Raw genomic sequence first — 26,907 nt, 5'->3', positions numbered from 1 at the left:
GGTTTTCGTCCGGGAAGAAATGCGCACATGGCACTGGAAAAGATCCGAGCGGATTTGAACGACGGGTACCGTTACGTGATCGACGCCGACTTGAAATCGTACTTTGACACCATCCCGCACGAGAAACTCATCGGCAAGGTTAAAGAGACGGTGGTCGATGGAAGCGTGCTGACCTTACTGGAGGAATTTCTGAAGGCAGGGGTCATGGATGATGGAAGCTATCACCTGAACGAGCAAGGAACGCCGCAAGGCGGAGTCATTAGCCCTTTGCTAGCCAACATTTACCTTCACCCACTGGATCAAGTGATGACCGAACGAGGTCACCGTTTGACGCGATACGCGGACGACTTTGTTATTTGCTGTAAAACGCAAAAAGGAGCAGAGCGCGTCCTAAAATCAGTCGTCAAACTACTTGAAAAAGAAATGGGTCTGAAAGTTCACCCGGAGAAGACGAAAATCGTCAACAGCAAGAGGGAGTCCTTTGTGTTTCTCGGTCATGAATTCAAACCGGGGAAGCGAATGGCTCCTTCGGATAAAGCGATGGCGAAATTCAAAGAACGAGTGAAAGAGATCACGAGACGCAATCAGACGGTAAATGTTGAGCAGTTGGTGAAGAAGAAGCTCAACCCTTATTTGCGGGGTTGGGGAAACTACTTCGGAACGGGAGATATAAAGGGACGATTTCAGGAATTGGATGCGTGGATCAGAAGACGGTTGCGCGCGGTACAACTGAGAAGCTGGAAGAAAATCAGGAAGCTGCATCGAGAAATGCGAAGAAGAGGATGGGGGAGTAAGGAAATGCCGGGCATGCGCATGACAGCATGGCGGAGCTCCATGTCAACCTATGCCCAATATGCGTTGCCGAACCGATGGTTTGACGAGATCGGTCTATGCAGTCTCTATACGATTTGCAAAGAACTTCATCCCCAACGGGGATAATCACTGGAGGAGCCGGATGCGACGACCCGCAAGTCCGGATCTGTGAGAGGCCTATGCGCATGCGCATAGGCCTACTCGATTTCTGAACGGCTTAATATTTCAGCTTCAACAGCCCTCTCTCTTGCGTGAACGTGGCGGTGTTGAAGAGCAGAAGGGCGTCGTCGATGCCGTTCTGTTCCATGTAGTCGCCGATGTTGCCGTTGTAGTAGCGAATGTCGATCATATGGATTTCTTTGACGTGGTTCGCGAGGAAAGGCAAGACGCTGTGGGCGTAGGAATCTTTGACGATCAACAGCTTATCCAGGTCTGCGTCCGCCGGGTTAAGCTCGCTCTTGATCGTCACGAGCGCATGCACCCCGCCTTGGAAGTAGGCGTACTTATCCTTCTTGGCCAAGAAGCTGTCGTCATACAAGCTGATCTTCGTCTCGTCCGAATCGGCGTTGAACATCTCTGTACCGATGGCATTTTTCGGTTCGTAGACTTGGATGGCATCCGGCTTCGCGCCGCCGAATTGTCCTTTGGTATGATAGCTTCCAAGGAACGATTCCGTCACGGTACGGATGTCGAAAGCTTCCTCGGGAAGCGGCTCCCAGCCCATTCGCTCCGCATACGCCCGGTAGGCGAGATATGCGCCATAGGAAGTCCAGTGATGGTCGGTACGGTAATAAAGCTGGCGATCGCCTTCGGACGCTGCTTCCTGCAGGAACGCGAAGCCGTCAAGGAACGTCAAGGCATCCCCGACCCGCGCTCCGACCCATTCGTTCACGACTCGCTGCGGATACGCATCCGCCATCCAAGGCAGACGCTGCGGGTACAGGCCGATCGCGTTCGGAGCGAGCATGAACGTCATCTGCGAATCCGGATGGTTCTCGGCGAATTGTTTCACGGCGTCCGCGTACGCACCTAGCTCCTCGTAGTCGGGTTCGCCGAACTTCTCGAACAAATATCCGTCATCTCCCAAGTAGATGCCGTTATTCTCCTTCTGCAGCCGCAGCTGTTCCAGCACCGACTTGGCCGCGATCCATTCCGAACGGAACGGGAAGTGATCGGTGACGTACAGCTCCGCTTCCTCGGCGTATCGCTGCGACCAAATATTAGCCCAATTAAGCTCGGGCACGGCTTGCAGGTTGCGGTTCTCGAGCTCGGAGAAAATCGTTTTCGGCTGGATCGCGAAGAGAAGCAGCATCCCTCCGAGCAGGGCTAGGAAACCTCCGATGTAAATGCGGTCGGTCGTTTTGGTCGTCATGTCTGCAAAGCCTCCAAGCTAGAAACGGAAATAAAGGAATGGATTAAATGTAGCGTCGACTAGGTAAGCGACGGACATGAGCAGCAGCGCAGCATACCAGGCAAGTCCGAAATAGGCAGAAGAGCCGAACCCGCGAGTTATCGAACCGCCTAAGCGCATGCGCTTCCAAGGCAGCGAGGCCAGCACGAGCATGACCAGCAAAATGGCGTTGGTATAAAGCAAGTAAACGGAATGGCGGTCCCACCATTCTCCGTTCGCCGCGAACATGGCACCGAAGTAGGCGGCAACGTCGGGCAGTTCTTCGAAGGCGAAGAACACCCAGCCAATCAGGATTAGGAGCAGCGCGTAGGCGTGGCTGATCCACCTTGGCAGACGCTGCAGCAGACGCAGTATGAACAGCTTTTCCGCAATGAGGATCACGCCGAAATACAGCCCCCACAGCAGGAAATTCCAGCTTGCGCCATGCCAGATGCCGGTCAGCATCCATACGATCAAAATGTTGCGAAGCTGCTTCGCCAGCCCGCGCCGGTTGCCTCCGAGCGGGATATAGACGTAATCGCGGAACCAGGTGCCGAGCGAAATATGCCAGCGCCGCCAGAAGTCCGTGATGCTGGCCGCGGCATACGGCTTGTCGAAATTTTCGTTAAATCGGAAGCCGAACATGAGGCCGAGGCCGATCGCCATGTCGGAATAACCGCTAAAGTCAAAATAAATCTGGAAGGCGAACGCCATGATGCCGAGCCAAGCGGTCAAGGCGGGCAGCGAATCGAAGCTTCCCGAGGACGAAACATCGTGCCAAAGAAGGCCGATATTGTTCGCGAGCAGCACCTTCTTCGCGAGCCCCAGCGAGAAGCGGCGGATGCCTTCGGCGAACATGGCGGCATCGACCTTGCGGCTACGCAGCTGCTCGGCGATCGTATTGTATTGAATGATCGGTCCCGCGACGAGCTGCGGGAACAAAGCCACGAACGTCGCGAAGTCGATCCAGTTGCGCTGCGCCTTCGCTTGCCCGCGGTAAATATCGATGATGTAGCTCATCGATTGGAATGTATAGAACGAAATTCCGATCGGCAGCGGCAGATCGGTCGCCGGGATCGACGTTCCGAGCAAGGCGTTGACGTTCGCGATGAGGAAGTCGGCATATTTAAAAAATCCGAGCACGCCCAAATTGACGATGACGGAAGCGATCAGCACGAGCTTCCGTCTCCTGGCGCTCGTCCCCGGCCTGTCTAGAATCAGGCCGAAGAAGTAGTCGACCAGCGTGGAGAACAACATCAGCGCGATGTAAATCGGCTCGCCCCATGCATAGAAAACGAGACTCGCCAAGAATAGCAAGAGATTTTTGACGCGCCAGGGCGACGCATAATACAGCAGCAAGACGACAGGCAGAAACAGGAACAGGAACAGTAAGCTGCTGAATACCATGCGGCTTCCGTTATTTCACTTGAGCTTCGAATTCGGCGATGATCGCGTCGGCTTCTTCGGAAATGACAAACAGGACATATTGGCCTTTCGTCACGATTTTGAAGTTTTTGGCGTTTTCGTATTGGTCTTGCAGGTACGTCTCGAACTGCTTCTGCACATCCGCGGCGCGCTGCTTGAGACCCTCTTCGACGGCCGGAATATCCTTCGCGTCCTTCACCTTAATGATCGAAATTTCGTTGGTCTTCACGTTCATCATCGGCGTGCGGATCGCGTAGTCCTCGAACAATGCGGCGTCCAAATGATACAGATCCTTCACCATGTCGCCTTCCACCGGCAGCAGGGCCGGCTGCTCGACCTTGGCCAATATGGCATCGAGCATGCCCGCGGCTTCTCCGCCGGCCGTTTCTTCACCCGCGCCCGAGTCGTTCGAGCCGACGTTCGAGTCGTCCCCGGCATTCGTTCCGTCGTTGCCCGGGGCTGGCGATTCGGTCGCGCTGCCCGCGTTGCTGCCGCCGTTTTTGTCTGTATCGTCCGCGTCCGCCCCGCAAGCGGCTAACGCGAATCCCATCGCCAAGATCATTAGCATATTAAGTACTCGTTTTTTCATCATTGTCCATCTCCTTGGTGATCGTGTTGGTCGGTTCTAGGTTGTGCGCACACCGCTACTAACGCGGACGGTTCGCGGAATGTTGCAGGGAGGTCCGCAATGGATTTTTTTGCTACGGGAGCCAGTCGCGGTTGGAAAAGGGTCGCAGATCACGTCCTATCTGTGATAGAATGCATAAAAGAGCAATTCCGCGCGTGGAGCGCAGGCAAGTAGGAGGACGACAATGGAGTATATCAGCACTAGAGGCAAGATTGGCAAAATCGGCTTTATCGATGCGTTCATGATGGGACTGGCGGACGACGGAGGTTTGCTGGTGCCGAGCGAGATTCCGGTCTTATCCGAAACAACGCTGAAGGAGTGGCAGTCGCTAAGCTACCAGGAGCTGGTGCTTGCGATTTTCTCGTATTTCACGAACGGTGAAATTCCCGAGGCCGATCTGAAGGAGATGGTTGCGGCAAGCTACGGCACGTTCCGCGATCCCGAGGTCACGCCCGTGCGCCGTATACATGACGGATTGTACCTGCTGGAGCTGTTCCATGGCCCTACGTTCGCGTTCAAGGACATCGCTCTGCAATTCATGGGGCAATTTTATTCGTACGTTGCGACCAAACAAGGCAAAAAAATTCATATTCTCGGCGCCACTTCCGGCGATACCGGCGCTTCTGCGATCGAAGGCGTGAAGGGCAAGGAAGGCATTAAAATCTGCATTTTGCATCCGACTGGCAAAGTCAGCAAGGTGCAGGAGCTGCAGATGACGACCGTGCGAGAGGACAACGTGCTGAACTTGTCGGTGGAAGGCAACTTCGACGATTGCCAGCGCATGATCAAAGAGCTGTTCGCGGATCTGGATTTCAAATCGGCGAACCATTTGGCCGCGATCAATTCCATTAACTTCGTGCGCATTCTGGCGCAGACGGTTTATTATTTCTATTCGTATTTCCAAGTCTCGAAAGCGACAGGCAAATGGGAGCCGGTCAACTTCAGCGTTCCGACGGGCAACTTCGGCGATATCTTCGCCGGTTACCTTGCTAAGCGGATGGGCCTGCCGGTCGGCAAGCTGATCCTCGCGACGAACGAGAACAACATTCTGGAACGGTTCATCCACGAAGGCGTCTATATGCCGGGCGATTTCCGCATGACGTACAGCCCGTCGATGGATATTCAAGTGGCAAGCAACTTCGAGCGGTATTTGTATTACGTGCTTGGAGAGGACGCTGCGCAGGTGAACCGCCTGATGGAGCAGTTCAAGACGGAGGGCGAAATTTCGATCCCGGAAGAAGCGCTCCGCAAGGTGCAATCGGAGTTCGCCGCATACGGTGTGGACGGACAAGAATGCCTGGATACGATCTCCGACTATCAGGCCAAATATTGCTACCTGTTGGATCCGCATACGGCTTGCGGCGTCGCCGCGGTGGAGAAATGCACGGATGAAGGCGAAATCAACATTTCGCTGGCGACGGCGCATCCAGCGAAGTTCGACGAAGCGATCCGGCTATGCGGTATCGAGCAGAAGTTCCCGGCGGAAATTTCCGCGCTGTTCGATAAGCCGCAGCGCCAGACCCTCGTGGACGGCAAGCTGGAAGACGTGGTAGCGGAGCTGGATAAGTTTTATAACGCCTAATTTCTTTCGACAGGCGGAAACATACGCATACATGCGAGCCCGATTCATGAAAAGATGGGCTGTCTCGAAGGTCGCCACGACCTGCCGGGACAGCTCTTTTTTGCGCTTTTCTTTTGAATCAAGTGTTTCCATTAGCTGGGGAAGACATGCACAGAGACTTAAAGGCTGTTCCATGGAGATGCAACTTATCCTTCCCTGAGCTTGGATGGGGATTGTTTCTTATGTTTCTTGAACGTGCGGCTGAAATAAAAAATATCGTTGAAGCCAGTGGCAACGGCGATTTCGGATACGGTCAGCGGCGAATGTCGAAGCATGTATTCCGCCTTGTCGAGACGGGCCGCGGTCACGTATTCGGTTACGGTGCGGCCCGTCAAATGCTTGAACAGACGGCTGAAGTGGTAGCGGCTGAGGCCAGCGACATCGGCAAGCAGCTCGACCGTCAGAGGTTCTTTGAAATTAAGGTCGATATAATGAAGAACGGGTTCGAACCGTTTAATGTTTTTCATCCGCTCCGCGTATTCGTCTTTGGTCAGAACGCTGGCCACATGTCCTCTGAGCAGCAGCGTGAGCAAGCGGTACAGCTCGGACTTGATCGCGAGCTCGAAGCCGAACGAGCGGGTTTTCAGCTCATGGGCGATGGAGAGGACGCAGGCGTTGGCTTCCGGATTGCCTCGAATATGATTGCGGAACAGGATCCGGTTCTGGATAATCGGCGCGATAAACTTGGTCTCGGCGGCATCTGCGAACTGGCTGTGCAGCAAGGAGGTATCCACGATTAGGGCATAGTAGAACAAATCAGATGACCTGCTCACTCCATGATGAAGCTCATTGCTATTCACGACGATCAGATCACCGGGCCGCACTTCATACTGGGTCGTTCCGCATTCGATGACGGCTTCCCCTGCTTCTATAAATTGAAATTCAAGATGCGCGTGCCAGTGATGAGGAAATAACGTCGTGCCGGCATGCTCGAAGTACGTCCGGTGCACTTTGACCGGGAATCGCGGATCGGGCATGTTCATCGGCTCTCGCAAATTTTCGAAATTATCTAACATGGCGATCCTCCCATTTCTCCGCAGCACAAATGTGCAAATAATCCGCACGGCTTTGCATGGCTTACGTTTCTGATTCCATTATAATACGGAAGTGTATACATGCCAAAGCTTAAGCGGATATCATCCCTATACTTAAGAAATGACAAGGAGAGATCGGAAATGTCACCTGTACAAATCGGCGTTATCGGAACGGGCTCAATCTCATCGTTGCATTTGAATGCTTATAAAAACAATCCGGACGCGACCGTCTACGCGGTATGCGATCTGAACGAGGAACGCGCCAAGGAAGCGGCGGAGAAATACGGCGCAACCAAAGTATATACGGACTACCGGGAGCTGCTCGCGGATCCGAACGTGGAAGCCGTCAGCATCTGCACCTGGAACAACACGCACGCGGAGATCAGCATCGCGGCCGTTCGCGCGGGCAAGCACGTGCTCGTGGAGAAACCGCTGTGCCGCACGGTCGAGGAAGCGCTCGAGGTTCAGCGCGCCGTCGAGGAAACGGGCCGAATTCTGCAAGTCGGTTACGTGCGCAGGTACGACCCGAACGGCCAATTCCTTCGTTCTTTGGTGGAAGAAGGCCAGCTCGGCGAAATCTATTACGCGAAAGCAACGATTTTCCGGCGCCTTGGCAATCCCGGCGGCTGGTTTTCGGATATCGAACGTTCCGGCGGCGGTCCGCTGATCGATATCGGCGTGCATGCCATTGATATTTGCTGGTACATGATGGGCCGTCCGAAGGCGGTATCCGTCAGCGCGAACACGTACCGCAAGCTCGGCAATCGCTCGAACATCCAGAACTTGTCGTTCTACAAGGCAGCGGACTATGACGCCGGCAAAAACACGGTCGAAGACATGGCGAACGCGCTCATCCGCTTCGAGAACGGCGCGTCCCTGATGGTCGACGTCAGCTTCACGCTGCACGCGAAGCAGGATGAAACGTCGATTCGTCTGTACGGCGACAAAGGCGGCATGGAGATCGAGCCGGAGACGACGTTCGTGACGGAGATGAACAACCGGATCGTCAACGCGATCCCGCAGACGGATCACAAAGGATTCGGTTTCGAGGCCGCCTTCCAAAACGAGATTAACCACTTTGTGGACAACGTCCGCAATGGCACGAAACCGATCAGCCCGGTCGAGGACGGCGTCGAAATCATGAAAATTCTGTGCGGCATCTACGAATCGGCAGCCAAAGGCGCCGAGGTGAGACTATGAAGCTCGGAGTCAGCACGTACAGCCTGCATCAGGCGTTCGCCTCGGGCGAGCTTACGGTAGAAGGCGTTATCGACTACATCGGCAGCATCGGCGCCGAGCATGTCGAGATCGTACCGCTCGGGTTCAGCTTGATCGAAGATCCGTCGCTTATCGAGACGATTCGCGGCGCGGCGGCTTCGAACGGATTGGAGCTGTCCAATTACGCGATCGGCGCGAATTTCGCGGACAAGGAAGGCCAGGCGCTGCGGGAAGAGATTGAGCGGGTGAAGCGCGAGGTCGACGTCTGCGCGGCGCTCGGCATGAATCGGATGCGGCATGATGTCGCGTCTTCGCAGGATCTGTCCATCGGGCATTTCCTGGCTCAGCTGCCAAAGCTGGTCGAGGCTTGCCGCGAGATCGCTGATTACGCCGCGAGCTTCGGCATTACGACTAGCGTGGAGAATCACGGGTACTTCGTTCAGCAGAGCGACCGCGTGCAAGCGCTAGTTCAAGCGGTTGGCCGCGACAATTTCCGCACGACGCTGGACGTGGGCAATTTCCTTTGCGCGGACGAGAACCCTTCGAGGGCTGTCGCCAATAATATCGCCCTGGCTTCGATGGTACACGTGAAGGACTTCTACGTCCGACCATCGTACCGTTATCCGGGGGAAGGCTGGTTCAAGTCGTCCGGCGGCAACTACTTGCGCGGAGCGATCGCGGGCCAAGGCGACATCGACATGCCGAACGTACTTCGGATCGTGAAAGAGAGCGGGTACGACGGATATGTTTCGATCGAGTTCGAAGGCATGGAAGAATGCCGCAAAGGAACAAAGCTGGCGTTCGACTACGTGAAACAAACATGGGAACAACTTTAATGCTTGATTAAAATGCGAGATCAAAAAGCGGACTTTTTGAACTACCTCTTAAAGGAGCGTGCCAAGGGATGAGTAAACCGATCATGACGAACAATATCGGGGTTATCGTCGACAGCTTTAAAGTTGGCGTGAGGGAAGGTTTGCTGAAAGCGAAGCAGGTCGGAGCGGACGGCGTGCAAATCTACGCGATCAAGGGCGAGATGGATCCCGCGAATCTATCGTCCTCGGCTCGCAAGGAGCTAAAGGATTACATTCAGTCGCTTGGCCTCGAGATTTCGGCACTCGTTGGCGACCTGGGCGGTCACGGCTTCCAGGATGCCTCGCTGAACCGGGAGAAGATCGACAAGTCGAAGCGGATTTTGGAGCTTGGTCTCGAGCTCGGCACAAACATCGTGACGACGCATATCGGCATCGTGCCGGATGACCGGAACAGCCGCGTCTACGAGACGATGCACGAGGCTTGCGTGGAGTTGAGCCGGTTCGCCAGCGACATGAATGCGTACTTCGCGATCGAGACCGGACCGGAGCCGGCTTCGCATTTGAAGTCGTTCCTCGATACGCTCGGCACGAAAGGCGTGTCGGTCAACTTCGACCCCGCGAACATGGTCATGGTGACGGGCGACGATCCGGTGCAAGGCGTCTACACGCTGAAGGATTACATCGTGCATACCCATGCCAAGGATGGCATCAAGCTGGCGGAATTCATCGATCCCCGCGACGTATACGGCTTCTACGGCTACGAAGCGGGGCTCGACCACGACAAAATCGCCAAGATGGCGGAGACCGGCCCGACGTTCCGTGAAGTGCCGCTCGGCGAAGGCAAGGTCGACTGGAACGGCTACCTGCAGGCGCTGAACGATATTGGCTACAAAGGGTACCTGACCATCGAGAGAGAAGTAGGCACAAGCCCGGAGAAGGATATCAAGCTCGCGGTCGACTTCCTGAAACAATATAGAGGTTAACGCTAGATAGGTGAACGGACGATTATTAGAGGCTGTCCCAGAAGTAAACACTTTTAGGGGCAGCTTTTCTTTGTCTAAATGGGCCGCAAGGGTCGAATGTGTACGAAAAATCGTACTCACAACGCCCATCCGGGCCGTATCAGGCCGAATGTGTACGAAAAACCGTGCTCACAACGCACTTCCGGGGCGCAACGGGCCGAATGTGTACGAAAAATCGTGCTCACAACGCCCATCCGAGGCGCAACGGGCCGAATGTGTACGAAAAACCGTGCTCACAACCCACTTCCGGTGCGCAACGGGCCGCATGTTTCGAAGGCGCGATCGGTACCGTTCTTAGAATGAAGAAAATCAATGCGGAAGGTACGAACATTGCTTCTCATGTAACGCTCGGCAAGGTTGCGAACGACGGTTATGTACTGGCCATCACGCTCGACATCGCGATTAAAGGCGTGGAAACCAGCATAGCCGAGGACGTCGTCGCGGAAGCTCATAAGGTTTGCCCTTATGCCAAAGCCACTCGCGGCAACATCGAGGTCATCACGAATGTTGTTGGTTGATCAGCCTGCATCAGCCTAAGCATATCCAGACCATAGATCGCCAGAAGCGGCAATTGAAATTGCTGCTTCTGGCTTTTCATATTGGTAAAGAAAATGGCGATGTTTTCTAGATTTTGCTGGCGGAAGCGTTATCGAATCTTGTGAAATAGTGTCAGATAAACGTACATACTCGGGAAGGGGCACTAGGCTTGAATCGATTGTTAACGCGAATGGTTTTGTTTTTTTCTTGTCTCATCATTGCGGCGGTTGCCGTACTTGGCTTCACGATCTACCGGTCATCGATGAGCCTCGTCGAAAACTCGTTAGGCGCGCAGGCGCAGTTGGTGGCGGAGAGCGCTGCGAAGCTCGTTGACCCTTCAGCGTATGCGGGCCTCACTGCGGAAAGTGGGGAGACCAATTATTATCGCGAGCTCCGTGCGAAGCTGAACGGGCTGCGGGAGGCGAACGGCCTCAAATATCTCTACACGCTCGGACGCGGCGAAGAGAACGGGGAATCTTATTATTACTATATGGTCGACGGAGCACCCGCCGACGTGGCAGAGGACGACTTTTCCCCGATCGGAACGCGAGAGGATAACGAATATCCCGGCATGATACAAGCGTTCGAGACGGGGGCCCCCGTCATCGGGGAATTGACGAACGACGCGGAATACGGCGCGACCGTTACGGCGTACGTGCCGCTTAAAGACAGCGCAGGCAATTTGATCGGCGTCGTCGGGGCCGACTTCGACGCGACGAAGGTGTTCGCGCTCATGTCCGCTAATACGAAGACGACGCTTTACGTCGCCGTAGGCATCGTAGCCGCGGGAATCGCGCTCGTCATCGCGCTCGCGAGCTACTTGACGCGCCCGCTGCAGCAATTGACGAATACCGTCGCCAAAGTAAGAGAAGGGGACATGACGGTAGACATCCCGGTAACCCGCAAGGACGAGATCGGCGCACTGGCCCATACGTTCCAACAGCTGGTCGCGAATACGCGATCCGTCATCCGGAACATGCGGGACAACTCGGAGCGCCTGCTGTCCGCATCGGAGGATGTATCGCGCCATGCCAGAAGCACGACGGAAGCGAGCAAACATATCGCAGCGAGCATCCATGACGCATCCAGCGGTGTGCAGACGCAGGTGAATCGCGCTTCGGACATGACGAGAGCGGTAGAAGGCGTCACGCGCAGCATGCTTCGCATAACCGAATCGGCTGCGGTCGTATCCGATGTCGCCCAGGAGACGAAGGAGCATTCTGACCGCGGCAAGGCGTTAATCGGCGCGGCGATTTCGGAAATGGAAGCGATCGGAGCCGCGGCGGAGCATATGCTTGCCGCGATGAAACGATTGGAAAGCCGGTCGGACGAGATCGGGGACATCTCGTCGGTTATGTCGGATATCGCCGCGCAGTCGAACTTGCTCGCGCTGAATGCGGCAATCGAAGCCGCGCACGCGGGCGAGAACGGCAGAGGATTCGCCGTCGTGGCGGAGCAGGTGCGCAAGCTGGCGGCGCAGTCCCAGACGTTCGCGGTTCAAATCTCGGAGATGATCGCGAAGACGCAGGACGAGACGGCGCGACTCTCCGCCGAGATGGCCGGCAACACGGACAAAGTCATCGGCGGCATCGGCATCGTAAAAGAAGCGGGAGAGACGTTCTACGCGATCGTGGACGGGCTCGACCATGTGAACCGTCAGCTCCAAGAGGTATCTGCGGCCTCGCAGGAAGTATCGGCGGAATCGGAGGAGGTGGCGGCGTCCGTGGAAGAGATGGAGCAAATCTCCCGCCATGCTGCGATTCACTTCCAAGGGATCGCGACGAGCTCCGGCGATCAGATCGTCTCGATGGACGAGGTAGCCGCTTCGGCGGAGTCGCTGCGCCATATTTCGAACGAGCTGGATTCGCTGAACAAGCGGTTTATCGTCTAGCAAGCAGCTTCAGGACCGCCAATCCGCTCCGCGCGGGAGGGCCGGTCCCTTCTTTTTTGCATAATTCGGTGTAAAGGTATAGGAATACGGAGAACTAACAGTTATAATCGGTAATAGAGGTTGTTCAAAAAGTCCGCTTTTGATCACGATGTAAAGCAAGCAGCATATTCGACATCGAATTTTGAATTCAGCCGGACCTAAGCGAATGCTTTCGAAGTATGTTTCCTTCGGAAACATTGCAGGTGCTCACGTAGCTTCCAGCTACGCTCCGCTCCTCAGTTCCTAGCTTCTTTCAATCTTCTCGGTGCTGAAAACCGAACTTTTTGAACGTATATCAATTAGTGTACAATTAGTTAAACAGGTCCGGCTCGGAGGCGGAATCGGCAATCGGCGGATCAATAACGATTAAGGGAGTATGGATCATGGCAAAAACGTTTATTTTCGGACACAAAAACCCGGACACGGACACAATTACTTCGGCAATCGCATATGCGGAGCTGAAGAGCAAGCTGGGCGCGGACGTAGAAGCGGTACGCCTGGGCGAGATCAACGGCGAGACGCAATACGCATTGAACTACTTCGGCATCGAGGCTCCTCGCCTGGTCGAGAACGTTGCCGACGAAGTGAAGGAAGTTATCCTGGTTGACCATAACGAGCGCCAACAAAGCGCTAACGATATCGACAAAGTGCGCGTGGTTGAAGTCATCGACCACCACCGCATCGCGAATTTCGAAACGGCTGGACCGCTCTACTTCCGCGCCGAGCCGGTAGGCTGCACGGCAACGATCCTGAACAAGCTGTACAAGGAAAACGGTGTCGAGATCCGCAAAGAAATCGCGGGCCTGATGTTATCCGCCATCATTTCGGATTCCCTGCTGTTCAAATCCCCGACATGCACGGAGCAAGACGTTGCGGCGACTCGCGAGCTGGCAGCGATCGCGGGCGTCGACGCCGACGCTTACGGACTCGACATGCTCAAAGCGGGTGCGGATCTGAGCGACAAAACGATCGAACAGCTGATCTCCATCGACGCGAAGGAATTTTCGATGGGCAGCTACAAAGTCGAGATCGCGCAAGTGAACGCAGTTGACACGAACGACGTGCTGAACCGCCAAGCGGAGCTCGAAGAAGCGCTGAACGGCATTATCGCGGCTAAAGGCCTTGACCTGTTCCTGCTCGTCGTAACGGACATCCTGAACAACGACTCCATCGGACTAGCGCTCGGCAGCAAAGCCGGCAGTGTGGAGAAGGCGTTCAACGTGACGCTGAGCGACAACAAAGCATTGCTCAAAGGCGTCGTATCCCGCAAATCGCAAATCGTTCCTCCGCTGACGGAAACGCTGAGCGCCGAGTAATAAACGAGATTCATTGATTTAGCCATTAACCGTGAGGCAGCCCTGGAGCTTCGTATCGCATCGCATACGAGTTTCGGGCTGCCTTTGCGTTCATTAACGATCATGAAGGAGCGAACGAGCGCATGTTCAAAATTACGGAATACACCGTCGAAAAAATCAGAGATCCTTATGGCATTTTACCGGGAGAGCGGTACGAGTTTATGTTGGATTTGGAAGTGGACGAGGATGACGAGCTGTACCAGGAGGAAGGAGTCAGACTTCGAGTCGTCTACATGAAGGAAAACGATAGCTCGCGAATCGTAAAATATGAGTTCCTGATCGCGGCTTCCAATCACTATTTGGACATGGAGATGGAAGAGGAAGAGGAGCAGGCGGTCGACGCGTTCTGCAAGGAACAGCTGGAAATGCCGATCGAAGAGTAGCCGCTTAAACGCGGTCGATCATCCCTGGAGTACTTCGAAATGAGTTTTTCTCATTTGTAGGCCGGTCTCCGCATAACCTTCATCATAAGCCCTTTACATGTAAGCTATAAGTGCGTGTTCAAAAAGTCCGGTTTTCAGCACCGAGAAGGTTGAAAGAAGCTAGGAAATGAGGAGCGGAGCGTAGTGATAGCTACGTGAGCACCGGAGGTTCCGGCTGAATTCAAGATTCGATGTCGAATACGCTTCCTGGTTAGCTTCGTGATCAAAAGTGGACTTTTTGAACAACCTCTGTAAGTCATTTCCATGTTTGAGGGGGAGAAGCGTATGCGAGAGCCGTTCCGCAACGAACCGTTCACCGACTTCGGCAGCAGCGACAATATCGCAGATTTTCAAGCTGCGCTTTTGCAAGTGGAATCCGAGCTTGGGCGCGAATACACGCTGAAGATCGGCTCCGACCGGATCGAAACGATTACGAAGCGCAAATCGATTAATCCATCGCAATACACCCAATTGATCGGTATGGTCTCGCAAGCGGAGACGGAGCATGCCCATAAAGCGATATTGGCGGCGGCCGCTGCCTTCGACGGCTGGAAGCGGGTGCCTGCGCCCGCCAGGGCGAAGGTGCTGTACAAGGCGGCTGCCATTCTGCGAAGGCGCAAACACGAATTCTCCGCATGGCTCGTGTACGAAGCGGGCAAGGGCTGGGCGGAGGCGGACGCCGACACGGCCGAAGCGATCGACTTTATGGAGTTCTACGGGAGGGAAATGGAGCGGCTTGCGGAGCGCCAGCCACTAGTGCCGTTAGCGGGTGAGGACAATGAGCTTGTCTACATTCCGCTCGGGGTAGGGGTTGTCATCCCGCCGTGGAATTTCCCGCTGGCGATCATGGCCGGCATGACGATGGCGTCTGTCGTGGCGGGCAACACCGTCGTGCTGAAACCCGCAAGTCCGACGGCCGTCATTGCGGCCAAGTTTGTCGAGCTGCTGGAGGATGCCGGTCTGCCCGATGGCGTCGTTAATTATTTGCCGGGGGCGGGCAGCGACATTGGCGATTTCCTGGTGGAGCATCCGCTCACGCGGTTCATTTGCTTCACGGGCTCGCGCGAGGTTGGTCTTCGCATTAATGAGAAGGCGGCCGCCGCGCGCCAGGATCAGAAGTGGATCAAACGCGTCATCGCGGAGATGGGCGGGAAAGATACGATCATCGTGGACGAGGATGCGGATCTGGATTTGGCGGCGGACGCGATCACGGCTTCCGCGTTCGGCTACTCCGGGCAGAAGTGTTCCGCTTGCTCCAGAGCGGTCGTGCACGAGTCGGTCTACGACACCGTCATCAAGAAGGTCGTGGAGCGGACGCGGATGCTCAAGATGGGCAGGCCCACCGAGCAGTCGACGTACATTGGGCCAGTCATCGACGAGCGGGCGTACATTAATATTTTGAAATACATCGAGATCGGCCGATCCGAGGGCACGCTTATCTACGGCGGCAACAAGGGAAGCAGCGCCGGTTATTTCATCGAGCCGACCATTATCCAGGACGTGGAGCCTTACGCCCAGATCGCGCAGGAGGAAATATTCGGGCCGGTGCTCGCGATCCTGAAGGCGGCGAACTTCGAGGCGGCGCTCGACATCGCGAACAATACGGAGTACGGCCTGACCGGGGCGGTCATCTCCCGCAACCGCAGCCGGCTTGAACGCGCGCGCGAGGAATTCCATGTCGGCAATCTGTACTTCAACCGCAAATGCACGGGGGCGCTCGTCGGCGTCCATCCTTTCGGAGGATTTAATATGTCCGGCACCGATTCGAAGGCGGGAGGCCGGGACTATCTGCTGCTGTTCACTCAACCGAAGGTCGTCTCGGAGCGGTTTTGACCGATGGTGTCATGACGAGGCAAACGAGAAATGAAAAAAGAAGCCATCCCATCGTCGCTTGGCGCGGCGGCGGGATGGCTCTTTTGCGCGATTGACCCTTTCCATGCGGAAGATGGTGGATTAGAGGCGAAGCTTAAACGATTTTTTGATGAGCGGATACAGCCACTTGACCCCGCTGGGCGTCAACGTATCCGCGACGAGATGGGAGAGGTATCCGAGTATGGCGGTCATGCCGAGACCGGGCGCGCCGAGCTCCTGCTCCAGTCCCCAGCCGAGCCAGCCCCAGAGCGGCAAGATCCAAAGCGTATGCGTCATGCCGCGATGCTTCAGCCATGGCGCCCAAGCGACGAACGCGCCGAGGCCGATTAGCCATACCTGCTCGTGAATGGCGCCGTGGTAGATCAGGTAAAGCCCTACGGCGCTGACGAGCGCGTTGCGTATGGCGCCTTGTTTCATGACGAGACCGATTAGGATTGCGGCGATACTGCCTCCGGCCCATAGCGGCGAGAGCGGCTGGCCGCTGAAATAGAGGTAGGCGGTTATGGCGAGATAAATAACGCCTCCCCACAGCGCGAGCTCCCTGATCCGCCTGCTGAGCTTGGTCAGCTTGCTGCTCAACATGCTGGGTCCGTCGAGATCCGCGGCCAGCGCGGAGAAAGCGGATACGCCGATAAAGAGCAGGCTATCCTCCAACCCGGGAGAATAGGCTGCCGCCGCCGCGCCGCCGATGAGCGCGCCGATGATTAGATGCGTTTTTCCTGTCATGATCGATAAGTCCTTTCCTGTGACTGACGATGATTGATGATTGCGATTTACTAGAGATGTTCCTTGTTGACCTGTTCGTTGCGAACCATCTGTTCCAGCTTCTCCACGAGTTTGTCATGTACGGGATCCTTCTGTCCTAGCCCGAGCCATGATTTCCGTTTTTGCGATTGCAGCAGCTTCAGCAGATACACTTTTTCCTTCAGCGTGAACATGCCCTGCCCCCTCTGTCCGTTCGTATCCTATTATTATAGTAGATGACCGCTTCCGATGAAACCAGACCTCGACAAAGTGATAATTTTACCCGCATATATCCCGAATTGCTCTGCTTCTTTCAAAGCTAGAATTTATATAATGAAAGGAACGACTAAGCGAGGAGATGCTTCGAATGGCGAATAATAACGAAAAACTATGGTACACCGAACCGGCTCGGCAATGGGTGGAAGCGCTGCCCATCGGATCGGGCAAGCTTGGCGCGATGATATTCGGAGGCGTTCAAGAGGAACGGATTCAGCTTAACGAAGATTCGTTATGGTACGGGGGGCCCGTCGAACGGAGAAATCCGGATTCGGGCGAAAGCTTGGCGGCAATCAGGTCGCTGCTGTTCGCGGGGCGGCTGGAAGAAGCGGAGAGAATGGCCAAGACGGCGCTCACTTCGACTCCGAAGCATATTGGGCCGTACCAGACGCTGGGCGATCTTAATATCGCGTTCCGCGGGATGCCGCTTGACTATGCCGCCTATACTAGGGAACTCGATCTGACTGAGGGCATCGTAAAAATCGGCTATAACGATGGAGACGTTCGATACTTGCGGGAAGCGCTCGCGAGTCATGCGGATGGCGTGATCGCGATCCGATTAACGGCCGACGCGCCGGGAACGCTGTCCTTTGACGCGAATCTGATCCGTAGACCGTTCGACGGGGAGACGCGCGGGCTGGGGCATACGGTGTGCATGACCGGGCAATGCGGTCCGGATGGCGTGCGATATTGCGCCGCGGTCAGGATCGTCGCCGAAGGAGGAAGCGCGAAGACCGTCGGCGATTACCTGTGCGTAGATGCCGCCGATTCGGTTACTCTGTACATAGCGGCAGCAACCACTTTCCGCAGCGAGGACCCTTACGAGGCGTGCATGGGAGCACTGGAAGCGGCTGCGGCCAAAGGTTACGAGGCCGTGCGGCGGGATCACGTCCGCGATTACGTGGAATTATTCGGCCGGGTGTCGCTGGAGTTAGGCAGCGCGAACGAATCAGAGCAGCCCCCGACGAACGAGCGGCTGTCCCGGTTCCGGGACGGAGAGGCCGATCACGGTCTGTTCTCGCTATTCTTCCAGTACGGCCGGTATTTGCTGATCGCAAGTTCGCGGCCCGGCTCGCTACCCGCCAATCTGCAGGGCGTATGGAACGAGAGCCATATGCCGCCATGGGAAAGCGACTTCCACTTGAATATCAACCTGCAAATGAATTATTGGCCGGCCGAAATAGGCAACTTGGCGGAATGCCATGAGCCGGTGTTCGATCTGCTCGACCGGCTCCGGGAGAACGGCAGGGCTACGGCCAAGGAAGTCTACGGAGCTCGAGGATTTGCCGCGCATCACGCGACGGATCTGTGGGCCGAGACGAACGTGATCGGCCTGTACATGCCTGCGGTCATCTGGCCGATGGGCGGAGCTTGGCTGGCGCTTCATCTGTGGGAACATTACCGCTACGGCATGGACAAGGAATTTCTGAGAGCCCGCGCGTACCCGACGTTGAAGGAGGCCGCTTTGTTCCTGCTCGACTTCCTGGTAGAGGACGCGAGGGGCAGACTCGTGACGGCTCCTTCCCTGTCGCCGGAGAACACTTACCGTCTGCCGAGCGGGCAGACGGGAAGGTTATGCGTCGGACCGTCGATGGATTCGCAGATCGCGTTTGCTTTGTTCACGGCTTGCCTGGAAGCGATCCATGTTCTTGGCATGGACGAGGAGGAGGCCGTGTTCGAGGCAGAGCTTACGGGCGCGCTTGCCCGATTGCCGGAGCCGGAGGTCGGCCGAAACGGCGGGCTGATGGAATGGGCGGAGGACTATGAAGAAGTGGAGCCGGGCCACCGCCATATCTCGCATCTGTTCGCGCTCCATCCCGGCGAGCAGATTACGCCTCGGCATGAACCGGCGCTCGCGGCCGCCGCGGAGGCGACGCTTCTTGGGAGACTGGCGAACGGCGGCGGGCATACCGGCTGGAGCCGGGCATGGATCATCCAATTCTGGGCGAGGCTCGGCAGCGGTGAACAGTCGTTCGAGCATTTGACCGCGCTGCTCGCGAAGTCGGTTCATCCGAATCTGTTCGGCGATCACCCGCCGTTCCAGATCGACGCGAATTTTGGCGGCACTGCCGCCGTGGCGGAAATGCTGCTGCAATCCCATCGCGGGGAGATCGCGCTGCTGCCGGCGCTGCCGCAAGCTTGGCCATCGGGCAAAGCGACCGGATTGCGCGCGCGGGGAGGCTGCGTCGTCGACCTCGAGTGGCGGGACGGGGAACTGACGGAGGCGGTGATCCGCTCGGAGGCGGGCGGCGATTACAGATTCCGGTACGCCGGCGAGGAGGTCTTGTTGTCGCTCGCCGCAGGAGAGCGTGTTTCGCTAACGGCAGCGGATTTTGTACACGCCGCCGCGAACCCTCAGGTATGACTTCCTTCGCTTGCATGTTATAATGGGCATATTCGATTAACGATATGGTGGGGATGCCCAAGTGGATAACGTAACGATTCCGGCTGCGTGCGACGATACATGCGCAGGTACGGTTGCCGATATTGCGGAAGTAAAGAAGAAGCTGGTCGACGATGCGGCGGCTTCGGAGCTGGCGGACTTGTTCAAGGCGCTCGGCGATCCGACGCGGGTGAAGATCATCCATGCGCTGCTTCAATCCGAGCTGTGCGTGCATGATTTGACGCAGGTGCTGGAGATGGGGCAGTCTGCGGTTTCCCATCAGCTGCGCTTGCTGCGGAACATGCGCATCGTTAAGCGACGCAAAGTAGGCAAGACGGTTTTTTATTCGCTCGACGACGATCATGTCGAGCAGCTTTTTGTTCTTACGCTGCAGCACTTGAGGCACGAATAACGGAAGACGCCGGAAACGCATGAAGACCATGGCCTTAGACAGGCCAGGTCCTCATGCGTTTTTTGCTTGCCTTGAGAACCTGGCGACGAGGAAGCGCCGTGCGTGCGAACGGAAAAAAGCATATTCGGCTTGCATGACTCCCCGCGATTAGGGAACTAGTAAAAAGTGGGTTGCGGTCAAGAATAGAAAAATATATAATACATATGAGCATATATTCATATATTAGTTAGACGGAAAGCAAAGCCACAAGGAGGAATATGCATGAGCAACCCTGATCAAACGGGAAATCATGGCAAACAGGAGAATAATAAAGATCATCATTGCGACCATCTTCACGAGAGCGACAGCTCGCATGGCCATGCACACGGGCACTCTCACGGGCATTCTCACGGGCACTCGCATGGCCACCATCATCACGGCCATGGACATTCCCACGGCCCGAACAATAAAGCTGGGCTCGCGATCGCGCTTTTGATTACTTCGGGCATCATGATACTCGAATTTGTCGGCGGGCTCCTGACCAAATCGCTTGCCTTGCTCTCCGATTCCGGCCATATGCTGAGCGACGCGGGCGCGCTCGCACTTAGCCTTGTCGCCATGTGGTTCGCCGCGAGGCCGCCTTCCCGAAAGCGGACGTACGGCTTCTACCGGTTCGAAATATTGGCCGCTTTGCTGAACGGAGTCACGTTGTTCGTCATCGCGGGTTTCATCATCGCCGAAGCGATCGAGCGTTTCGGCAACCCGCCGACGGTGGCCAGTGGTTCGATGATGGTCATTGCGGGCATCGGCTTGCTAGCCAACCTCATCAGCGCTTGGTTCCTCATGCGGAAGGGCGATGTCAAAGATAATCTGAACGTGCGCAGCGCCTATCTGCATGTGTTGGGTGACGCGCTAGGATCGGTCGGCGCCATCGTGGCGGGGCTGCTGATGTTGTTATTTTCCTGGTACATTGCGGATCCGATCATCAGCGTCGTTGTCGCGCTGCTTATCCTGAAGGGGGCGTGGGGCGTCATCGCTTCCACGGTCCACATCCTGATGGAAGGCACGCCGCCGTCCGTCGATCCGGCCGAGGTGGAGATTTCGCTGCGGGAGATCGCGGGGGTGAAGGAGGTTCACGACATGCACATCTGGACGATCACATCCGGCATGGATGCCTTGTCCTGCCACCTGAAGGTCGAGGACGACGCAAAAGAGCAGGATATCCTTCAGGAGGTGATCGGCGTGTTGGCGGATCGGTTCGGCGTAGAGCATGCCACGATCCAGATCGAGAAAGCGGGTCTGCGCCATCCGGAGCTGAAAGTGTAGTCCGTTGCCAAGACGAGGCGCTGAGCACGACTTAGCCGCTCTGCCAACAGCCTTTCTCCGCAAAAGGAACATCAAAAAAACGTCAACCCGGCATCTCACCGGGTTGACGTTTTTGATAGAGGTACAGTCGCTTGAATCATCAGCTACCTCGTAGCCGCGATCGATTTCGATTTGTAAAGTCGTGCCGCGAGCAGGAAGCAAACGACGCCCCATGCGGCCATGATGCCCATGCCGATCCAGAAGTTCGATGACGCGATGCCTTCCGCATAAATAAGACCGTCGCGCATGCCTTCGACGAAATAGGTGAGCGGCAATACTTTCGGCACAACTTGCAACCATTCCGGCAACGTATTGACCGGGAAGAAAATGCCGCTCAGGAACATCATCAGCATGCTCGCGATATTCGCCATGCCCATGTACGCTTCCATCGTTTTGCTGAAGGAAGAGAACAGATACCCCATTGCGTTGAAGACAAGCGCGCCGGCGAAGAAGGCGATCGCAAGGCTGAAGACGTTGATATGAAGACTCGCGCCGAAGCCGTAAACGCCTACCGCGGCCAGAATCGTAATTTGGATGACGCCGAGCATCAGGCGTACGATCATGCTGGAGAGCCCGAACAAGCCCATTCGGGCAGGCGTCATACGAAGTCGCTTGAGCAGCCCGCGCTTGCGCATGTCGACGAGGTCGCCCATGCCGAACAGCCCGCCTTGCGCGATGGACAGGCCGATCATGCCGGTGAGCAGGAAATCGGAATAGCTCGTGTCCTCGGCGGCCGTCGTGATCGATTCCATTTTGAGCGTGTAGGTAGGCGTCGCGCCGGCAGCGGCCAGATTGGCCTGCTGGACGAATTGGTTCATCAGGCTCGAGACGGCTTGCGTCGTAGCGCCTCCTTCGTTCTCGCGGTTGACGACGAGCTGTACCTCGGCGGTTCCTTCGATCTCCGGAAGCAAAATGAGCGCGTCGATCTCTTTCTCCTCGACCCACTTCTTGCCCTGCTCCAGCGTGACCGGCGTTTCTTGCTTGAATTCGAGAATCGGAATTTGCTTCATCTGCTCGAGCAGCATGCCGGAGGAAGCGTTCGGCGCGGCATCCACCACGGCAATCTTCGCTTTGAAGTTGTCGCTGTCTCCGCCTCCCCCGAATATGATCATGAACAGCACCATCAGGATGACGGGGAAAAAGACGCTCCAAAACCAGACCTGCTTCTCCCGGAACATCATCTTCAGATGAGCGGCGAACATCGCTCCGAATTGTTTGGCAGCCATCTTGTCAGTCCCTCCATTCCTTGCCCGTGAAGGCGATAAAGACGTCCTCCAGGCTCATCTCGCGAATCGAAATTTGTTCTACGCGGAACCCGCGGTCCTTCGTATAGCCGAACAACTCATATAGCGTGTCCTCCGGCTGCGTCGTCCACAGCTGGAGCGACGAATGCTCTCTCTGCGTCTTGACGACGGCGGGATGCTGCTGCGCCACCTTCTCCGTATCGATAGCGGCCTGTTCGCCGTCCATGAGCGACAGGCGCACTTCGCGTTCCTTCGTCAGGCGCTCGATCAACGCGGACGGGGTGTCGAGCGTGACGACTTTGCCTTGATCCACGATGCAGACGCGGTCGCTCAGCTTCTCCGCCTCCTCCATATAGTGCGTCGTCAAAATCGTCGTTTTGCCCATTTGCTTCAGCCTCAAAATAATGTCCCAAATGTTCCGTCGTGCTTGCGGATCCAGGCCGGTCGTAGGTTCGTCCAGGAAAATAATGTCCGGATCGTTAACCATGGCAAGTCCGATCGCGAGCCGCTGCTTCTGCCCGCCCGACAGCTTCTTCACGTGCCGGCCTCGTTGATCCGTTAAGTTGATCATCTCCATGATTTCCGTCACGGGGCGCGACTTATCGTAGAAGGTGGCGAACAGCCGGAGGTTCTCCTCCACGGTGAGCAGATCGAACAGGGCGCTGGATTGCGGCTGGACGCCGATGTTTTTTTTGATCTGGTCTCCGTTCCTGGACCATCTCATCGCGCCGAAGGAGATTTCGCCCGCGTCTGGAGGCAGCAGTCCTTCGATCATTTCCAGGGTCGTCGTTTTGCCGGCTCCGTTCGGTCCGATGATGGTGAAAATTTCACCGGCTTCCACCTCGAAGCTAATGTCCTCGACCGCGTGGACGGAGCCGAAAGACTTTTTCAAATTTGAAACTTCCAATACGGGCATTACGAAATCACTCCTTCGGATAGGGTAGCGGTGTCGTTCCAGTACCTATACATATGACTTGATTGTAAAACATAACCAGTTCGGGCTAAATCGTCTTCAGGACGCATTTTCCATCGGTCTGGAGACGGAGAGGCAGGGAATAGTCGGCCTTCATCGAATGTTAAGGGATAACGTCAAGTCCGAGCCGCGAGGCGAAGGACGGGAGAGGGGAACGTAATGATGGAGAAGGTTAGATGGGGAATAATCGGCTGCGGCAACGTGACGGAAGTGAAGAGCGGGCCGGGTTTCCAAAAAGCCGAAGGCTCCGAGCTTGTCGCCGTGATGCGGAGGAACGGCGCTCTCGCCGCCGATTACGCAGCCAGGCATGGCGTGGCCAAGTGGTACGATGACGCAGACAAGCTAATCGCCGATCCGGAGGTGGATGCGGTCTATGTGGCGACTCCGCCTTCCTCACATATGGAGTACGCATTAAAATGCGCAGCCGCCGGCAAGCCGGTCTACGTGGAGAAGCCCATGGCGCGCAACGCAGCGGAATGCGAAGAGATGGAGCGCGTTTGCCGCGAAGCCGGCGTGCCGCTGTTCGTGGCGTATTATCGCAGGGGACTGGACTATTTTAAAAAAATAAAGGAGCTGCTGGATGGAGGGGCGATCGGCGAAGCGCGGTTCGTCTCGATGAAGCAGTATCAGCCGGCAAGGGTAGCCGAGGGCGAGGCATTGCCATGGCGTCTCGATGCAGCAGAAGCCGGCGGAGGTTTGTTCGTGGATTTGGCGAGCCATACGCTGGACGTGATGGATTATTTGCTCGGACCCGTGCGCGATGCGAAGGGTGGGGCGTCCAATCAAGCGGGACTGTACGAAGTGGAAGATATCGTGACCGGCAGCTTCGAGTTCGAGTCCGGCGTTAGGGGTGTTGGCGTCTGGTGCTTCAGCGCCTACAAGCATGTCGATGAGAACGAAATCGTCGGGGATAAAGGGCGCATCGAGTTCTCGACCTTCGGCAACGAGGTGATCACGCTTGAAACGGCGGAAGGCGTGGAAGAGTTCCGCATGGAGAAGCCGCTGCATATCCAGCAAAACCTCATCCAGCTCATCGTGGATGAGCTGCGCGGAGGTCCGCCTAGCCCGAGCACCGGCGAAAGCGGCATCCGCACGAATCGCGTGATGGATGCGCTATTGCTGGATTATTACCGGACTACATAACCGAATCAGACTCGGTCTTCGAATGGCTGCCCGCGCCGGTGAAGGGGAGAAACGATCCGAATTTCTTTTCGCAGAACGCGGCGATGGACAACGTCAGGAGCAATCCGGCCAGCGCGCCGCATACCGATAGGGGGATTGCCCAAAACACGGGCGGCCGCGCAAAGTAAGGAATGAGCGAGACGGCCAGAATGGGCGGCGCGTTCCATTTGAACAAGTTAATGAGGCCGATGACGATGAGCAGCGTAATCAGCAGGGAACCCGCGCCAGCATTCCAATGCGCCAGCAGCGAACCGATGAACGATGCAGCGACCGCTCCTGCGGCGATGTTGCGGACTTCGTCCCTCCGGAACGGCCGCGATATGAAGAGCAGGCTGAAAGCTCCGAGCGTCGGGAAAAACAAGGCATGCATATGGGGAATGTTGAGCGATATCCAATAAACGGCTACAAGGTATAAACAAATGGCATAGGTTTTGAAACGCATGATGCTTGCGTCGCCTTCTTCCGGTTCATGATAGGCATTGATCTTCCATGCCATGTAACATTTTAAACTGTTGCCGTCCGAAACGTCAATGTTAAGTCCGATTCCAATACTCGGAAAAAAGTTGTATGATGGTAACTATTGGAATCGATATACATCTAGAGAAGACACGAAAAGGAGTTCTTGTTTATGTTGTGGCTAACGTTATCGGTATTGGCGGCCGTCGCTTTCGGCGTAAGAGGAATGTTGTATCATTGGACCAGCCAGAAGCCGGTCAACCGGAATTTGATGCTGTGCGGCGTGTTCGGGATGGGGGCGATCGTTAATTTGGCGGGAGCGATCATGCTGTCGTCCGAGTGGACGCTCGGCTGCCTCGTCGGCATTCAGATGGGATTGTTCTCCTTCGGCGCGAACGCGAGCATGTTCAAAGGTTTTGCCGTAGGCAAAGCCTCGCTTGTCGCAATCCTAACCGCGCTGCCTGCGGTCGTCGTCGTGCTCGCCGCCTATTGGCTGTGGGACGAACGTATCGGAGGCCTGCAGATGCTGGCATTCGCCATTATCGTCGGAGGCGTGCTGCTCGTCCGGTATTCGAACGAGCTGACGCTGAGCAATTTGCAAGGAGCGCAGTGGGGGCTGCTCGCCATGCTTCTGTTCGCGGGCAACGACTTGTCCGGCAAGTGGTCTACGCTACTCGGCGCGGAGCTGCTGCCGACGTTATTTTTTATGTTCGCGACAGGTACGGCTTGTTTCGGCTTGTGGTGGATGGCCGACGTTCGAAGGGAGCGCATGGCGCGAGAGTTCGCGGTTGCAACGGTGGCCTCGGTGGCGTCATCGTCGGCGGACGGCCCTCCGGCCGGCATGGGAAGGCGCGAGGCTTGGAGCGGCAGAAAAACGTTCGTCACCGGACTGGCCGTAGGTCTAACGAATACGGCGGGCATGCTGCTGATCGTGTCCGCGTTCGACATCGGAAAGGCTGGTCTCGTCTCGGCCGTGGTTGCCCTTAATGTTCCATTGGTGCTCCTGTATACGAGATTCGTCGTGAAGGAGAAATTCAGCCGAACCGAGACGGCCGGCATTTTGCTGTCGTTAGCGGGTATTCTGTTGATGCGTTTATTCGGAGACTAAATCTTGGGCGGATTTGAAGTTTTTGCGAACGAATAGGTTAAAACTAATGATTTTGAAGCGCGTATCCGATAGAATATACATATCATTCCAAATAGAAAAACAAAAAATTGGGTAAGGAGAACAAACCGTATCGATGTTTAAACGTGTGGAGAATGAGCTGGAGCTGGCGATGTTTAACGGCATTTGGACGACCGTATGGCGGGAGAAGGGATATGAGCTGGAGTTTTCCGATCGCGTCCTGGACCGGTTCGTCGTCGTTAACGAAGATGGCTATTGTGTTGGCACGTCGGAGATTAAGCCGTATGACAGGGAGACAAGTCCCATTAACGAAATCGCGCCCTTCCGGTATCATCCCAAAGTAATCGCAGCGGAGGGCCGCGTCGCGGAGATCGACAAAATTGCCATTCTGGGCACTTACCGCAGCAAAGGATATCTGCTCTCGGATATTTTGTCTTCCGCGGTGTATGGCGCCGAGGAGCGGGACATGGATTATTTCGTTTCCTTGCTGGAGCCCGTGTTTCTTCGCGCGCTCAAGATCTCGTTCAAGGTTCCGGTCGAGCGGCTAGGGGACAAGCTGTTCTATAAAGGCGATTTCATCATCCCCGTTCTGTTCGACATGAAGGAAATGTACCGGAACAAACACCGATACGAATGGTTGTCTTATCCGGAAGCAACGACTACTATTGCAGAGGTGGAAGTTTAA

General features: G+C 55.9%; 25 protein-coding genes. 16 read left to right on the top strand and 9 right to left on the bottom strand.

The features are described from left to right. A partial coding sequence (locus RB620_RS17640) for a group II intron reverse transcriptase/maturase (RefSeq protein WP_308096474.1) occupies positions 1 to 939 on the top strand: 939 nt, incomplete at its 5' end. A 91-nt stretch (positions 940 to 1,030) separates the two neighbouring features. Here RB620_RS17640 and RB620_RS17635 read toward each other — a convergent pair. Genes RB620_RS17635 through RB620_RS17625 form a run of 3 tightly spaced genes read right to left on the bottom strand, consistent with a single transcriptional unit; the run spans position 1,031 to position 4,220 of the window. Further along, on the bottom strand, positions 1,031 to 2,185 hold the full coding sequence (locus RB620_RS17635; RefSeq protein WP_308096472.1) for a DHHW family protein: 1,155 nt from the start codon (positions 2,183 to 2,185) through the stop codon (positions 1,031 to 1,033). Between the two features lie 18 nt (positions 2,186 to 2,203). After that, positions 2,204 to 3,610: an MBOAT family O-acyltransferase gene (locus tag RB620_RS17630; RefSeq protein ID WP_308096470.1), complete on the bottom strand. Its 1,407-nt coding sequence runs from the start codon at positions 3,608 to 3,610 to the stop codon at positions 2,204 to 2,206. A 10-nt stretch (positions 3,611 to 3,620) separates the two neighbouring features. Next, positions 3,621 to 4,220 (bottom strand): DUF4358 domain-containing protein, encoded by a 600-nt coding sequence (locus RB620_RS17625; protein WP_308096468.1) that lies wholly within the window; start codon positions 4,218 to 4,220, stop codon positions 3,621 to 3,623. Positions 4,221 to 4,440: 220 nt separating this feature from the next. Here RB620_RS17625 and thrC point away from each other — a divergent pair, with 220 nt between their 5' ends. Continuing rightward, positions 4,441 to 5,838 (top strand): threonine synthase, encoded by a 1,398-nt coding sequence (thrC, locus tag RB620_RS17620; protein ID WP_308096467.1) that lies wholly within the window; start codon positions 4,441 to 4,443, stop codon positions 5,836 to 5,838. Positions 5,839 to 6,023: 185 nt separating this feature from the next. Here the strand turns inward: thrC and RB620_RS17615 are convergent, their stop codons facing one another. Next, positions 6,024 to 6,893: an AraC family transcriptional regulator gene (locus RB620_RS17615; protein WP_308096465.1), complete on the bottom strand. Its 870-nt coding sequence runs from the start codon at positions 6,891 to 6,893 to the stop codon at positions 6,024 to 6,026. Between the two features lie 159 nt (positions 6,894 to 7,052). Between RB620_RS17615 and RB620_RS17610 the strand changes: the two genes are divergently transcribed. The 8 genes from RB620_RS17610 (at position 7,053) to pruA (ending at position 16,043) form a co-directional block, all read left to right on the top strand. Continuing rightward, a complete protein-coding gene (locus tag RB620_RS17610; protein ID WP_308096463.1) occupies positions 7,053 to 8,111 on the top strand; it encodes a Gfo/Idh/MocA family protein in 1,059 nt (352 codons plus the stop codon). Beyond that, on the top strand, positions 8,108 to 8,965 hold the full coding sequence (locus RB620_RS17605) for a sugar phosphate isomerase/epimerase family protein (protein WP_308096461.1): 858 nt from the start codon (positions 8,108 to 8,110) through the stop codon (positions 8,963 to 8,965). Before RB620_RS17610 ends, RB620_RS17605 begins: the two co-directional genes overlap by 4 nt. 68 nt (positions 8,966 to 9,033) lie before the next feature. After that, positions 9,034 to 9,927: a sugar phosphate isomerase/epimerase family protein gene (locus tag RB620_RS17600; protein ID WP_308096459.1), complete on the top strand. Its 894-nt coding sequence runs from the start codon at positions 9,034 to 9,036 to the stop codon at positions 9,925 to 9,927. 200 nt (positions 9,928 to 10,127) lie between these two features. Beyond that, positions 10,128 to 10,484, top strand: a complete 357-nt coding sequence (locus RB620_RS30360; RefSeq protein WP_374121419.1) for an OsmC family protein — start codon at positions 10,128 to 10,130, stop codon at positions 10,482 to 10,484. Between the two features lie 188 nt (positions 10,485 to 10,672). Next, positions 10,673 to 12,394, top strand: a complete 1,722-nt coding sequence (locus RB620_RS17590; protein ID WP_308096456.1) for a methyl-accepting chemotaxis protein — start codon at positions 10,673 to 10,675, stop codon at positions 12,392 to 12,394. Positions 12,395 to 12,816: 422 nt separating this feature from the next. Further along, entirely contained in the window at positions 12,817 to 13,749 is a 933-nt protein-coding gene (locus RB620_RS17585; protein WP_308096454.1) for a manganese-dependent inorganic pyrophosphatase, read from the top strand. Positions 13,750 to 13,871: 122 nt separating this feature from the next. Then, entirely contained in the window at positions 13,872 to 14,171 is a 300-nt protein-coding gene (locus tag RB620_RS17580) for a DUF6509 family protein (RefSeq protein WP_308096452.1), read from the top strand. Between the two features lie 324 nt (positions 14,172 to 14,495). Beyond that, on the top strand, positions 14,496 to 16,043 hold the full coding sequence (gene pruA, locus RB620_RS17575; RefSeq protein WP_308096450.1) for an L-glutamate gamma-semialdehyde dehydrogenase: 1,548 nt from the start codon (positions 14,496 to 14,498) through the stop codon (positions 16,041 to 16,043). A gap of 120 nt (positions 16,044 to 16,163) precedes the next feature. Here the strand turns inward: pruA and RB620_RS17570 are convergent, their stop codons facing one another. Then, positions 16,164 to 16,808: a metal-dependent hydrolase gene (locus RB620_RS17570; protein WP_308096448.1), complete on the bottom strand. Its 645-nt coding sequence runs from the start codon at positions 16,806 to 16,808 to the stop codon at positions 16,164 to 16,166. A 50-nt stretch (positions 16,809 to 16,858) separates the two neighbouring features. Next, the gene (locus RB620_RS17565) at positions 16,859 to 17,020 is read right to left on the bottom strand and encodes a hypothetical protein (protein ID WP_308096446.1); all 162 of its coding nucleotides are present in this window, start codon (positions 17,018 to 17,020) and stop codon (positions 16,859 to 16,861) included. Positions 17,021 to 17,193: 173 nt separating this feature from the next. On the opposite strand from RB620_RS17565, the gene RB620_RS17560 reads away from it, so the two are divergent. The 3 genes from RB620_RS17560 to RB620_RS17550 all read left to right on the top strand — a co-directional run bounded on the left by RB620_RS17560 (position 17,194) and on the right by RB620_RS17550 (position 21,202). Beyond that, positions 17,194 to 19,467, top strand: a complete 2,274-nt coding sequence (locus tag RB620_RS17560; RefSeq protein WP_308096444.1) for a glycoside hydrolase family 95 protein — start codon at positions 17,194 to 17,196, stop codon at positions 19,465 to 19,467. A gap of 61 nt (positions 19,468 to 19,528) precedes the next feature. Further along, complete coding sequence (locus tag RB620_RS17555; protein ID WP_308096442.1) at positions 19,529 to 19,897, top strand: ArsR/SmtB family transcription factor; 369 nt, start codon at positions 19,529 to 19,531, stop codon at positions 19,895 to 19,897. Between the two features lie 261 nt (positions 19,898 to 20,158). Then, positions 20,159 to 21,202, top strand: a complete 1,044-nt coding sequence (locus RB620_RS17550) for a cation diffusion facilitator family transporter (RefSeq protein ID WP_308096440.1) — start codon at positions 20,159 to 20,161, stop codon at positions 21,200 to 21,202. 143 nt (positions 21,203 to 21,345) lie between these two features. Here the strand turns inward: RB620_RS17550 and RB620_RS17545 are convergent, their stop codons facing one another. Beyond that, entirely contained in the window at positions 21,346 to 22,467 is a 1,122-nt protein-coding gene (locus RB620_RS17545; RefSeq protein ID WP_308096438.1) for an ABC transporter permease, read from the bottom strand. Between the two features lie 4 nt (positions 22,468 to 22,471). Next, entirely contained in the window at positions 22,472 to 23,377 is a 906-nt protein-coding gene (locus RB620_RS17540; protein ID WP_308096436.1) for an ABC transporter ATP-binding protein, read from the bottom strand. A gap of 240 nt (positions 23,378 to 23,617) precedes the next feature. Between RB620_RS17540 and RB620_RS17535 the strand changes: the two genes are divergently transcribed. Beyond that, complete coding sequence (locus RB620_RS17535; protein ID WP_308096434.1) at positions 23,618 to 24,601, top strand: Gfo/Idh/MocA family protein; 984 nt, start codon at positions 23,618 to 23,620, stop codon at positions 24,599 to 24,601. Here the strand turns inward: RB620_RS17535 and RB620_RS17530 are convergent. Then, positions 24,594 to 25,136: a hypothetical protein gene (locus RB620_RS17530; protein ID WP_308096432.1), complete on the bottom strand. Its 543-nt coding sequence runs from the start codon at positions 25,134 to 25,136 to the stop codon at positions 24,594 to 24,596. The genes RB620_RS17535 and RB620_RS17530 overlap by 8 nt on opposite strands. 132 nt (positions 25,137 to 25,268) lie before the next feature. On the opposite strand from RB620_RS17530, the gene RB620_RS17525 reads away from it, so the two are divergent. Together RB620_RS17525 and RB620_RS17520 are read left to right on the top strand one after the other, a co-directional pair. Beyond that, positions 25,269 to 26,204 (top strand): EamA family transporter, encoded by a 936-nt coding sequence (locus RB620_RS17525; protein WP_308096430.1) that lies wholly within the window; start codon positions 25,269 to 25,271, stop codon positions 26,202 to 26,204. 133 nt (positions 26,205 to 26,337) lie between these two features. Then, positions 26,338 to 26,907 (top strand): hypothetical protein, encoded by a 570-nt coding sequence (locus tag RB620_RS17520; protein ID WP_308096428.1) that lies wholly within the window; start codon positions 26,338 to 26,340, stop codon positions 26,905 to 26,907.

It is taken from the genome of Paenibacillus sp. LHD-117, assembly GCF_030929555.1.
Taxonomy (GTDB): Bacteria; Bacillota; Bacilli; order Paenibacillales; family Paenibacillaceae; genus Pristimantibacillus.
Note: the sequence above shows the minus strand (reverse complement) of the source record. Positions and strands in the feature narration are given on the sequence as shown.